Raw genomic sequence first — 12,489 nt, 5'->3', positions numbered from 1 at the left:
GCGGCTTCCTTGCCGTACTGGCGTACTGTCTGCGTCGCTGCGCCTTGCCCTCGACATTTTTCAGGCTCGCTTGGCCCGGGGAGCCTGGGTTTCGGACTTGTTAAACTCCCGTCGCATCCTGCCGGTAGCGCGCCGGCGGCAGCGCGAACTGGGTCTTGAAGAAGCGGGTGAACGCGCTTTGCGAGGAAAAGCCCAGGCGCTCGCCGATTTCCACCACGCTCAGGCTCGTTTCGCGCAGCAGGCGGCGCGATTCGCGGCTCTTCGCGCGCAGTTCCAGCGCGCGGAACGAGGTCTGCTCCTGCTGCAGCTGGCGCTGCAAGGTCCAGCGGTTCATCGCCAGGCCGTCGCACAGGGCCGGCAGCAGCGCGCCGCCGTCGGCATCCCCGGCGCCTTGCCGGCCCAGCAAATCGATGATGGCCTGCTCCACGCGGGCCGAAAACAGCTGCGCCCCCTGCAGCTGCTGCAACTGTCCCTGCGCGTGCCGCAGCGCGTGCGGCGCCAGCATGGCGTTGAACTGGGTGAAGGGACGGTCCAGCGCCGGCGCGTCGAAGGTCAGGGTATTGCGCGCCTGGCCGAAGGTGACGGCGGCGCCGAAGCACTCGGCAATGGCCGGCGCGAACCACGGCGCCTTGCCCTGGAAACCGGCATGGAAGGCGGTGGCCGCGCCATCGTCATAGGCGCGCGCCACCAGCGACAGCATGCGGAAATTGGCCAACGCCTGCATGGCGCCGCCCGCCGGGCAGAACTCGGACAGGTATTCGATCTCGATGCGCGTGCCGTTTTCGCTCATCAGCATGAAGTCGAATTCGCCGATCAGGCCCCGCAAGTGCAGCAGCTCGTGCAGCGCGCTGCGCAGGGTGGGGCGGTTGAAGCAGACGTGGGCGATGCCCGAGTAATGCGCGAACCAGTGCGTCACGTCGAGGTCGAGTATGGCCCGGTGCTGCGGCAGCTGCTGGGCGTAGGCCGTCATGCGGCGGTGCCGCTCGGCGTTGATGCGCCCGCCCGGCTCGTCCAGCTGCGCCGGCGTGATGCCCGTCTGGCGGAAAAAGTCGGCGGGGTCGTGGCCGTCGGCCTGCATGGCGCGCGCGCATTGCTGCGCGATGCGGTTCGAAACCGTGCGCGTGTCGGGTTTGTGCAAGGCTGTCTCCTGCTTATCTTGCTTGTTGTAGTAATTTTTCACAAATATTAGCACTTTGTAGGAGATTGTTGGTTGTTGTGCCATCTAACCAAAAATTGTTCTCGCGGGTATAAAACGCGTGCTGCGCGGTCAAGAAACTCACGCATTCTCACGCTATATTGTTTTCGGCCGGTCTTGCTGCCGCGCCTTGATACCTACAAAAACAGTCTTGGAGATAATGATGAATTGCACTTTGAAACCGATGGCCCGCGTGGTCGCCGGCTGCGTCGCCACGCTTGCCCTGGCCGCCTGCGGCAACAGCGATACCGGCAGCGAGGGATACACGCAGCCCGTGTTCGGCGCCACCAGCTACACCCAGTTGAATGTCGACGGCTATACCTTCAAGGACATGAACCGCAACGGCAAGATCGACCCGTACGAAGACTGGCGCCTGCCGGCCGAGGCGCGCGCCGACGACCTGCTGTCGCGCATGAGCCTCGATGAAAAGGCGGGCCTGATGATGCACGGCACGGCGCCCACCGTATCCGACCCTTCCGGCATCGGCCTGGGTGGCGCATATGACCTGGCGGCCTTGCAAGACCTGATCGTCAAGCAATACGTCAACACCTTCATTACCCGCATGGCGGGCGACACGGCCAATATGGCGGCCCAGTACAACAAGGTGCAGGCCTTGAGCGAAACGTCGCGCCACGGCATTCCCGTCTCCATCAGCACGGACCCGCGCCACCATTTCCAGTACACGGTGGGCGCCAGCGCCGGTACCAAGGGTTTCTCGCAGTGGCCGGAAACCCTGGGCCTGGCCGCCATCGGCGACGATGCGCTGGTGCGCCGCTTCGGCGACATCGCGCGCCAGGAATACCTGGCCGTCGGCATCACGCAGGCGCTGTCGCCGCAGGCGGACCTGGCCACCGAGCCGCGCTGGTCGCGCATCAACGGCACTTTCGGCGAAGACGCGGACCTGGCCAAGCGCATGGTGCAGCACTATATCGAAGGTTTCCAGGACGGCAATACGGGCTTGCATGACGGCAGCGTGGTGGCCGTCGTCAAGCACTGGGTCGGCTACGGCGCCACGAAGGAGGGCTTCGACGGCCACAATTACTATGGCCGCTACATGACCTACCCGGGCAACAATTTTACCTACCACGTCAAGCCGTTCGAAGGGGCGTTCACGGCCAAGGCGGCTTCCGTCATGCCGACCTACGCTCTGCCGGACGGCAATATCACCATCGACGGCATCACCCTGGAGCAAGTGGCGGCCGGCTTCAGCAAGACCATGCTGACGGATCTGCTGCGCGGCAAATACGGCTTCGAGGGAGTGATCCTGTCCGACTGGGGCATCACGTCGGACTGCGACGCCAATTGCCGCAACGGCACGGCGCCTGGCGTGGCGCCTTCCTTCATCGGTTTCGGCACCCCGTGGGGCATGGAAGACGCCACCAAGGCCGAGCGTTACGTGAAGGCCGTGACGGCGGGGATGGACCAGTTTGGGGGCGTGACGGAAGCGCCGTATCTGACGCAAGCCGTGCAGCGGGGCCAGTTGACGGAGGCGCGCATCAACGCCTCGGCGCGGCGCATCCTGATCCAGAAATTCAAGCAGGGCCTGTTCGAGCATCCGTTCGTCGATGCGGCCAAGGCGGCCAGCACGGTGGGCAAGGCGGAATTCGTCGAGGCGGGCCTGGAGGCCCAGCGCCGCTCGCTGGTCCTGTTGGAAAACAAGGACAAGGTTCTGCCGCTGGCCGCCACCGTCAAGAAGGTCTACCTGTACGGCATCGATGCGGCCGTGGCGAAACAGTATGGCTACACGGTGGTCGCCACGCCGCAGGAAGCGGACGTGGCCCTGCTGCGCGTGGCCGCACCGTATGAAACCCTGCACCCGAACTACATCTTCGGCAGCATGCAGCACGAGGGCCGCCTCGATTACGTCGATGGCAATGCCGACTACGAGGCGATCAAGAACGCGGCGAAATACGCGCCGAAGACGGTGGTCACCGTGTACCTGGACCGTCCGGCCATCCTCGGCAACGTGCAGGACAAGGCCAGCGCCATCCTCGCCAACTTCGGCGTCAGCGACGGCGCGCTGTTCGATGTCCTGACGGGCAAGGCCAAGCCGCAAGGCAAGCTGCCGTTCGAGCTGCCGTCGTCGATGGCCGAAGTGCAGGTGCAGAAATCGGACGTGCCGTATGACACGGCCCATCCGCTGTACAAGTTCGGTTACGGCCTGGCTTACTAACAACGCCTAACAAAACCGTAGCGAGCGGAAGTGAGTTGCGGTCGAGAAGCGCAACTGTACGAAGGTACAGTGAGCATCGGAGGCCGTAAATCACGACGCGCAGTAGGTTTTGATAGGTGTTCAGCGCAGGGTAATCCAGCTGCGCTCTTGCACGGAGCGCAGCGCGGCATCGATCAGCCGGTCCACCTCGTAGCCGTCGCGGAAGGTGGGCCAGACCGGCTGGCCGCTGGCGATGGCCTGCAGAAAATCGCGCGCTTCGATGACGATCTGCTCGTTGTACCCCGTGCCGTGCCCCGCGCCCTGGCTGAACGCCAGGTAGTCGGGGTGGGCTGGCCCCATCAGCAGGCGCTGGAAACCCTGGCGCTGCGCCGGGCGACCGGCATCGTACAGCCACAGCGCATTCTGGTCTTCCTGGTCGAAGGCGATCGCGCCTTTGGTCCCCGTGATGCGGTAGGTGTAACCCATCTTGCGCCCGGCCGCCACGCGGCTGAAGGTGAGGGCGCCGAGCGCGCCGCTGGCAAAGCGCAGCATCACATTCCCCTGGTCGTCGTTTTCCACCGCTTCCATGCCGTGCGGGCCTTGCCGCTGCGCGTGCACGGTGTTCATGTCGGCCACCAGCGCGTCGACGGGACCGCCCAGGCGCAGGGCCAGGTTGAGCAGGTGCGAGCCCACGTCGGCCAGCGCACCGGCGCGCGTCGCCGTCGCCTCGCGCGTGCGCCAGGATGCCGGTGCGCGCGGGTCGTGCAGATAGTCTTCCACGTGTTCGGCGGCGACATGGATGATTTCGCCGATTTCACCCGATGCGATGATCTGCCGCGCCAGCTGGCTGGCGGGCGTGCGGATGTAGTTATAGCCGACCATGTTGGCCACGCCCGCGCTTTCCGCCGCCTGCGCCAGCATCAGGGATTCGGCGGCCGTCATACCCAGCGGCTTTTCGCAGAATACGGGTTTGCCCAGGGCCAGCGCCGCCAGCACGATGTCCTTGTGCGTGGCCGGCGGCGTGGCGACGATGACGGCGTCGATGGCGGGATCGTTGATCAGCGCGCGCCAGTCGCCCGTGGAACGCTGCCAGCCCAGCTCCTGCGCGCTGCGGGCGGCGCCTTCTTCGCTGCTGGTGGCGATGCAGGCGCACACGGGGTTCAGCGCCGTGTGAAAAATGCTGCGCACGGCCTTGTAGGCGATGGTGTGGGCCTTGCCCATGTAGCCGGCGCCGATCAGGCCGATGTGGATGTCTTGCATACGGAGTCTCCGAGTGTATCGCGGTAAGGGGTCAGGCTTGCTGGCGCCATGCGTGGCTGTCCAGGGCATCGATAAAGCGCGCGGCTGGCCAGTCCTGCTCCAGCGCTGCGTGCATGATCTGCTGCTGCGTGGGCGGCGCCATCCCGGCGATGGGCTGGTCGCGGTCGAGATTGCTGGGGAAGGCATAGCCTTCGGCGCAGGCAGCCACCGCGTGGCGCGCGCCAGCATCATCCAGAGCGCCCCTGGCACGCAGCGCCTGCAGGGCCGGATACAGGGCGGCGCTCATGGCGCGGCGGTCCAGCGCTTCCATGGCGCGCCCGAACGGCGACGACACTTGCAGCAGGTTGGCCATGCGGCGGATGTCGGGCGAGCGGTTATGCCCGGCCGCATGGAACAGCGCGGGGTTGAAGAACACGGCATCGCCTTTGGATAGGGGCAGCTGCACGCAATGCCGGGCGAAATAGTCGCGGAACGGCCGCTGCTGCCAGGCGAGAAAACCGGCGCGGTAGCGCTGCGACCCGGGCAGGTACAGGGTGGGACCGGATGCCAGCGGCATGTCGCAATGGGCGACGGCGCCCTGCAAGGTCAAGAGGGCCGACATCTGGTGCACGGGCGCGGGATAGGCGGCGCAGCTGGCCGCGTTCTGGAAGCCCAGGTGGTAGTCGCGGTGCGGCGCCTGGGCCGCTCCGCCCGGGTTGACGACGTTCACTTGCGCCGTCATCTGGTAGGCGGGACCCAGCCAGGCCTCGGCAATCCACGCGAAGACGGGGTTGGCGTAATAGCGCGCGAACGCTTCCGGCGCGCGCAGACACAGCTTTTGCTGGGCATTCCAGATGCGGTCATTCGCACCGGCCTTGGCAAAATGGTCGCCAGCCGCCTGGCCGCTCGCGTGCTGTTCGACGATCAGCGCCTGAAACACGCGGTTCACCTGTTCCAGGCATTCCATGTCGGCGACGGCGCGTTGCAGCACGATGACGCCGGGACCGTCCATCAGCGCCTGGCCCCATTCGGCCTGCAGCGCGCGCAACGCCACCGGCTTGCCGGCCAGCGCGCGCACCCGGTCGCAGTCGTAGACGAGAATGTTTTCTTCCACCGCGGCGGCGTGGGGATAGTCGGCCGGCGCCGTGCGTTGGCTGACGGTGGCGATGAAGTCTTGCAGATCGCAGTTTTCTGATGCCAGCCAGAAGGGGCTGGGCGGCGCTGCGCCGGCGTCTGTGGTGGGCATGCGGTGTCTCCGTTGTTTAAGTTGTAGAATCAGTATAGAGATGAAAATCCGCATTTTTCATCAAGAAATCCATCAAAAAACCCTCAATCTAAATCGGATATGGCATGACGCATCCTTTCCCCGTCAAGGTCGTGGCGCTGCAGGCCGGCGTCAGCGTGGCCACGGTCGACCGCGTGATCAAGCAGCGCGGCGGCGTCCACGCCAATACCGTGCGCCGCGTGATGCAGGCGCTCGACGAACTGGCGCGGCAAAGCACGCAGGTGGGCCTGGCCGGCAGAAAATTCATGCTCGACGTGCTGATGGTGGCGCCGCGCCGCTTCACGGACGCCGTGCGCGCTGCGCTGGAGGCGGAGCTGCCGTCCTTGCATCCGGCTGTGCTGCGTTCGCGCTTTCACCTGCATGAAACCCTGGACGTGGACGGCATCGTCGAACTGCTCGAACGCATCCGCAAGAACGGCAGCCACGGCGTGCTGCTGAAAGCGCCGGACTTGCCGCCGGTGGCCGAGGCGGTGGACCGGCTGGCGGCGGCCGGCATTCCCGTCGTGACCCTGGTGACGGACTTGCCAGGCTCCGCGCGCCGCGGCTACGTGGGCATGGATAACCGCGCGGCGGGGGAGACGGCCGCCTGCCTGGTCGGCCAGTGGCTGGGCAGCCGGAAAAAGCAGCAGGTGCTGGTGACCCTGAGCAGCAACCGCTTTCATGGCGAGGAAGAGCGCGAGATCGGCTTTCGCCGCGCGCTGCGCGAACGGCACCGCCACTTGTCCATCGTCGAAGTGAGCGAGGGCCACGGCATCGACGGCGCCACGGGGGCGCTGGTGCGTCTAGCCCTGGCAGATCATCCGGCCATCGCCGCCGTGTATTCCATCGGCGGCGGCAATGCCGCCATCGTGCAGGCCTTTGCGCGAGCGAGGCGCCCATGCCAGGTCTTCATCGGCCACGACCTCGATGCGGACAACGTGGCGCTGCTCAAGTCGGGCGCCATCCAGGCCGTGCTGCACCACGACCTGGGCCAGGACATGCGCCGCGCGTGCCAGGAAATCCTGCGGGCGCAGGGCGCGCTGCCGGCCCTGGCGCAATCGCCGTCACTGTCCGCCATCCAGATCGTCACGCCGTGGAACCTGCCCGTCCTGAACGGGGTGAATTGACAGGCCTGCGAGGCTGGCCGATACTCGCCGCTTCGCTCATCGCTCACCTTTGAAGGAATCCCCCGATGTCCGTCACGCCGAAATTGCAGCAGACCGTACTTGCCGCCGCGCTTGCAGCCGCGCTGGCCATGCCCGCCATGGCGGCCGACCCCGTCGTTTCCGCAGCGGCTTCCGCGTCGTCCGCCTGGGTCGAGGCCAGCAACCGCAACGCGGCCATCGTGCTGGCGGCGCAGGCGCAGTTCTCGCCCGAAGACGCTTCCGACAGGGGCCTGGCCCAGTACGACGGCCTGGCCGCCGACCTGGGGCCGGACATCACCGGGCGCCAGGTGGCGGCCATGCGGAAGGCGCGCGCGCAATTGCAGCAAAAGCTGGAACTGGAACGCGACGAACGCATACGCCAGGACCTGGAAATCCTGATCGGCGCCGTCGACCAGGAAATTGCCGGCACCGAGCTGGAAGCCAGGTACGCCTTGCCGTGGATCGACGTGCCGCAGATGGTCTTTGGCAGCATGCAAAGCCTGCTGCAGGAACAGCGTCCGGCCGCGCGCCGTGCCAAGGCGCTGGAGCGCCTGCAGCGCTATGTAGGCCAGTTTCCGGGCAGCACGCCGATCACGCAGCAGGCGAAGGCGCGCTTCACGGAAAAGATCGGCACGCCCGGCCTGGCCGGTCCCGTGCGCCTGCAGGTGGAGCAGTCGCTGGAAAACGTGCCGACGTATATCGCCGGCATCCGCAAGCTGTTCGCCGACATGAAGATCGCAGGCGCCGAACCCGCGCTGGCCGCCATGGAGCAGCAGCTGAACGAATATGCGGCGTGGGAAAAGCAGGTGGTGCTGCCCCTGTCGCGCACGGATTTCCGCATGGCGCCCGAGCTGTACGCGTTTCGCCTGAAACAGGTAGGCATCGACATCGAGCCGCGCGCGCTGGTCGAGCGGGCGCAGGTGGCCTACCTGGAAACGCGCGCCGCCATGCAGGCGCTGGCGCCCGTGGTGGCAGCCAGGCTGGCCTTGAAGGGCGTCGACGGCACGGACTACCGCCAGGTGATGCGCGCGCTGAAGAGCGATTCCATCCCGAACGCGCAGCTCGAAGCGCACTACAAGGGCGTCAATACCCAGCTGGAAGAACGCATCCGCGCGCAGCGCGTCGTCGACGTGCCGCAGCGCGCCATGACCATGCGCCTGGCATCGGATGCCGAATCGGCGGCCCAGCCGGCGCCGCATATGCGTCCGCCTCCGCTGATCGGCAATACGGGAGAGCACGGCCAGTTCGTCCTGCCCGTCAGCAATCCGGCCGCCAGCGGCAAGGGCGAGGCGTATGACGATTTCAACTTCGCGGGCGCGGCCTGGACCCTGAGCGCGCACGAGGGCCGCCCCGGCCACGAACTGCAGTTCAGCGCCATGGTGGAGCGGGGCGTATCGCAGGCGCGCAGCCTGTATGCGTTCAACAGCGTCAACGTGGAAGGCTGGGCGCTGTACGCGGAAGCGGAAATGATCCCGTACGAGCCGGCCGAGGGCCAGTTCATCGCGCTGCAGTTCCGCATGCTGCGCGCGGCGCGCGCCATGCTCGATCCGATGCTGAACCTGGGGCAAGTCACGCGCGAAGAGGCGGGACGCATCCTGACGGACGAAGTGATGCTGTCGAAACCGATGGCGCGCCAGGAGCTGGACCGCTACACCTTCAACATGCCGGGCCAGGCGGGCAGTTATTTCTACGGCTATACGCGCATCCTGCAGCTGCGCGCGGAAACGGAGCTGGCGCTGGGAGACCAATTCGACCGCCTGGCCTTCAACAACTTCCTGCTGGGACAGGGCTTGCTGCCGCCGGACTTGCTGGCCAAGGCCGTGCGCGAACACTTCATCCCCGGGCAGAGAAAAGCCAGGGGCTGACGGCGGGCGACGCCGCGCCGCATACCCTATACTGGCGTCCTCGAGTGATGACGCGGGTGTGGCTGCATGTGGCGTGGGATCGTATCTGGTTTGCTGGCCGGCGCCTTCTGGGGCGCCGTTTTCATTGTGCCCGTCTTGCTGCCGGATTTTTCTCCGGCCGAGCTGATGGTGGGCCGCTACCTCTGTTACGGCGCGCTGGCGGCCGGCCTGATGCTGCCGCGCCTCTTGCCCCTGCTGCGGCGGCTGCGGCGCGGCGACTGGCTGGCCATGCTGCGCCAGGCGCTGGCGGGCAATGTCGTGTATTACCTGCTGCTGGCGTATGGCGTCAAACTGGCCGGCGTGGCGCCCACGTCGCTGATCATCGGTTTGCTGCCCCTGAGCGTGACGCTGTTAGGCCACAAGGACCACGGCGCGCCGCCCTTGCGCCGCCTGGCCCTGCCGCTGCTGGTGGTGGCCGCGGGCATCGCCTGCATCAATGTCGATATCTTCAGCCATGCAGGCGGCGCGGGCGCGGACGGCGCCAGCCTGGCGCACAAGCTGGCCGGCGTGTTGTGCGCCATCGGCGCGCTCGCGTGCTGGACCTGGTATGCGCTCGACAATGCCCGTTTCCTCAAGCGCCATGCGCATGTCAGCGCCGCGGAGTGGGCCATGCTGTATGGCCTGGCCAGCGGCGTCATCGCGCTGGTCGTGGGCGCCGTGATGCTGGCGCTGCAGCCGGCGGGCGGCGTCGATGGCAGTCCTGCGCGCGACTGGCCCCGCTTCTGGCTTGTGTGCCTGCTGCTGGCGCTGGGCGCTTCCGTGATCGGCAACTACCTGTGGAACCTGGCGTCGCGCCGGGTGCCGGTCACCTTGTCGGGCCAGCTGATCCTGTCGGAGACCCTGTTCGCGCTGCTGTACGGTTTCGTCTACGCGCAGCGCATGCCGCGCCCGCTGGAGTGGAGCGCGATGGTCTTGCTGACAGCGGGCGTGCTGTGGTCCGTGCAGCGGCATGCGCACGAGGAGGCAGAGGGGCGGGGAGACGGGCGGGGAGATGGGCGTGGGGCAGGGCGGACGTAGCGAAAAATACATCGTTGCCAGTCCGCCGTTGGCCCTGGGCCGGCCGTATAATGACGCTCATTTGCCGGCCACCCAGGGAGTTCCGCTTGCAGCTACCGATCCGTTATCCGAACATGCCGCAACTGCTGCTGAAGGCGCGCGACAGCCTGCTCCAGCATTTTCGCCCCATCCTCAATCACTTCGGCGTGACGGAGCAGCAGTGGCGCATCATGCGTGCGCTGAACGAAAGCCCCACCCTGGAACCGCGCGAGCTGTGCGAGATCTGCCAGATTTCCAGCCCCAGCATGAGCGGCATCCTGGCGCGCATGGAAGAGATCGGCCTGATCGGACGCAGCAAGTTCGAAGGCGACCAGCGCCGCCGCAAGGTGCACCTGTCGGAAGCGGGCGCCAGCCTGCTGCTGCAGATGGGCAAGCTGATCGACCTGCAATATGCCCACCTGGAAGCGGCGTACGGCAAGCAGGTGTTCGAAGACATGCGCCGCGCGCTGGAAGCGTTTATTGCCCTCGAAACCCTGCCGGTGGCGCCCGCCATCCTGCGCTGAACTCCGAACTTTTCCTTGCCTGAGCATCCATCGGGCGCGTGTTTTTCGACACGCGCCGCCGCCGCTTTTGCCATGCCCGTTCCACGCATTGCCGCATCCTGCCGGGCTTGTGCCCGCGCCGCTGTCAGTTTTGCTATAAGACTACGCCTTACAGTCAATCACTTACATGTGAGTAAATAAGCGTATAATTTGCCTCACTTGATCCAGATCAAGAAGAACAGCGGATGCCCTTCTCAATGGAGGGGCTGCAGCGCGGCGCCACGCCCGTATTTCGCCAGATAAAACAGGAAAGTCAGGAAAAAAAATGAACACACCATGCATGCGCGCCGCGGCGCTGGCCGTCTCCACGCTCATCGGCGCAAACGTTTGCGCCCAAAGCAATGTCACCATCTACGGCGTGGTCGACGCGGCCACCGCGTACGCGAGCAACCAGGGCGGCAATTCGAACACCTACATGCGCAGCGGTAACTTGTCCGCCAGCAAAATCGGTTTCCAGGGCGTGGAAGACCTGGGCGGCGACCTGAAGGCGCTGTTTCTGCTGGAAAACGGCTTTGAAAGCGATACGGGCGCGCAAAGTTCGGCCAGCGCCCTGTTCAACCGCCAGGCTTACGTGGGCTTGCAATCACACGCCTACGGCAGCCTGACGGCCGGGCGCCAGTACACGCCGTACTACCTGCTCGTGGGTTCGCTGGCATCGAGCAACGTCTTGACGGGCGCCACCGGCGCACACCCGGGCGATATCGACGGCCTCGATACGACCGTGCGCATCAGCAATTCCCTGACCTACAGCATGCCAGCGTGGCGCGGCCTGCAAGCGAGCGCGCAATACGGCTTCGGCGAAGCGGCCGACGGCAATGCCGCGGGCAGCAGCTTCAGCGCCGCCGTCAAGTACAGCACCTCGCCGGCGGAATTCGCGCTCGGCTACCTGAAACTGAAAAATGGCGAGAACGGTACTGGCTGGAGCGACAAGGCTTCGGCCAGCTTCGGCATCTCGGCCATCAACCAGGGCTACGCCTCGGCCGACAGCATCGAATTCATCGCCGCCAGCGCCCGCTACACCATGGGCAAGTGGATGGTGGGCGCCAACGCCAGCAACGTGCAATACCAGGCGGGCAGCCATTCCACGTTCCGCGACACGGCCATCTTCAACACGGCCGGCCTGATCGCCAGCTACCAGTGGACGCCGCAGTGGTTCCTGAGCGCCGGCTACAGCGACACCTACGCCAGCCGCGCCAACGGCGTGTCGGACCGCGCGCGCTACCGCCAGCTGTCGTTCGAACAGAATTATGCGCTGTCCAAGCGCACGGCGATCTACCTGATCGAAGCGCGCCAGCTGGCGCGCGGCCAGACCCTGGGCCAGAACGGCGCCATCGTCGACGCCGTCGCCTCGGTCGGCGATTCGCAAAACGGCACGCCGTCGTCGAACGGCGGCCAGACGGTGGTGATGGTCGGTCTCAAGCATTCTTTCTGAACGGTTGCTGAACTCACGGGAGCTTCAATTGGACGCTACACACAACAAGGAGGGCCGCGGCCCCCTGAATCCCGGCCGCCGCATGGTGCTGGCCGGCTTGCTGTCGGCTTCGGCCGCGGCGCTGATTCCCTGGGCGCTGGCCGAACCGGTCGCCAGTGCGGAGCAGGGCGCCTTCCTGGGCGTGTCGGCCATGCTGGTCGGGCGCCAGGTGCTCGACCCCGTGCTGGCCCGGCGCCTGTATGACGCGCTGGTAGCGCAGGACGCCGCCTTCCCCGCGAATGTGCGCGCGCTGCTGGCCCTGATCAATGCGCAGGGCTTGCAGGCGGCCGGCCTGCAGGAAGCGCTCGATGCGCTCGACCCGGCCCAGTCGCCGCTGGCGGCCTTGCCGCGCCAGATCGCCAGCGCCTGGTACCTGGGCATCGTCGGCACGGGCGAAGCGGCCGTCTGCGTCGCCTACGAGCAGGCGCTGAACGCGGCCGTCGTGGCCGACGTCCTCAAACCCCCCACGTATTCCTACGGCGCCTACGGCAGCTGGGCCAGAAAACCAATTTAAGGAGCCA

10 protein-coding genes are annotated in these 12,489 nt (G+C 66.2%); 7 read left to right on the top strand and 3 right to left on the bottom strand.

The window, feature by feature from the left end:
- Positions 1-100 precede the first annotated feature (100 nt).
- A complete protein-coding gene (locus AC07VH_RS04000) occupies positions 101-1,138 on the bottom strand; it encodes a helix-turn-helix transcriptional regulator (protein WP_494786861.1) in 1,038 nt (345 codons plus the stop codon).
- 217 nt (positions 1,139-1,355) lie between these two features.
- On the opposite strand from AC07VH_RS04000, the gene AC07VH_RS03995 reads away from it, so the two are divergent.
- Positions 1,356-3,368 carry a glycoside hydrolase family 3 protein gene (locus AC07VH_RS03995; RefSeq protein ID WP_494786860.1) on the top strand — a complete coding sequence of 671 codons (2,013 nt, stop codon included), beginning with the start codon at positions 1,356-1,358 and terminating at the stop codon, positions 3,366-3,368.
- 120 nt (positions 3,369-3,488) lie between these two features.
- On the opposite strand, the gene AC07VH_RS03990 is transcribed toward AC07VH_RS03995, so the two are convergent.
- Both AC07VH_RS03990 and AC07VH_RS03985 read right to left on the bottom strand, forming a co-directional pair.
- Positions 3,489-4,607 (bottom strand): Gfo/Idh/MocA family protein, encoded by a 1,119-nt coding sequence (locus AC07VH_RS03990; RefSeq protein WP_494786859.1) that lies wholly within the window; start codon positions 4,605-4,607, stop codon positions 3,489-3,491.
- Between the two features lie 31 nt (positions 4,608-4,638).
- Positions 4,639-5,832, bottom strand: a complete 1,194-nt coding sequence (locus AC07VH_RS03985) for a phytanoyl-CoA dioxygenase family protein (protein ID WP_494786858.1) — start codon at positions 5,830-5,832, stop codon at positions 4,639-4,641.
- Between the two features lie 104 nt (positions 5,833-5,936).
- On the opposite strand from AC07VH_RS03985, the gene AC07VH_RS03980 reads away from it, so the two are divergent.
- The 6 genes from AC07VH_RS03980 to AC07VH_RS03955 all read left to right on the top strand — a co-directional run bounded on the left by AC07VH_RS03980 (position 5,937) and on the right by AC07VH_RS03955 (position 12,482).
- Positions 5,937-6,977, top strand: coding sequence for a LacI family DNA-binding transcriptional regulator (locus tag AC07VH_RS03980; protein WP_494786857.1), 1,041 nt, complete (start codon positions 5,937-5,939; stop codon positions 6,975-6,977).
- Positions 6,978-7,042: 65 nt separating this feature from the next.
- Positions 7,043-8,860, top strand: a complete 1,818-nt coding sequence (locus AC07VH_RS03975) for a DUF885 domain-containing protein (RefSeq protein ID WP_494786856.1) — start codon at positions 7,043-7,045, stop codon at positions 8,858-8,860.
- A gap of 66 nt (positions 8,861-8,926) precedes the next feature.
- Positions 8,927-9,916, top strand: a complete 990-nt coding sequence (locus tag AC07VH_RS03970) for a DMT family transporter (RefSeq protein WP_494786855.1) — start codon at positions 8,927-8,929, stop codon at positions 9,914-9,916.
- An 86-nt stretch (positions 9,917-10,002) separates the two neighbouring features.
- Positions 10,003-10,458: a homoprotocatechuate degradation operon regulator HpaR gene (gene hpaR, locus AC07VH_RS03965; RefSeq protein WP_230492117.1), complete on the top strand. Its 456-nt coding sequence runs from the start codon at positions 10,003-10,005 to the stop codon at positions 10,456-10,458.
- A gap of 304 nt (positions 10,459-10,762) precedes the next feature.
- Positions 10,763-11,929: a porin gene (locus AC07VH_RS03960; RefSeq protein WP_494786854.1), complete on the top strand. Its 1,167-nt coding sequence runs from the start codon at positions 10,763-10,765 to the stop codon at positions 11,927-11,929.
- A 28-nt stretch (positions 11,930-11,957) separates the two neighbouring features.
- On the top strand, positions 11,958-12,482 hold the full coding sequence (locus tag AC07VH_RS03955) for a sugar dehydrogenase complex small subunit (RefSeq protein ID WP_494786853.1): 525 nt from the start codon (positions 11,958-11,960) through the stop codon (positions 12,480-12,482).
- The last annotated feature ends 7 nt before the right edge of the window (positions 12,483-12,489 follow it).

This window comes from Janthinobacterium sp. GW821-FHT03C10 (assembly GCF_059420865.1).
The sequence above is the reverse complement of the archived record's forward strand: the minus strand, read 5'-3'. Positions and strand labels throughout refer to the sequence as shown.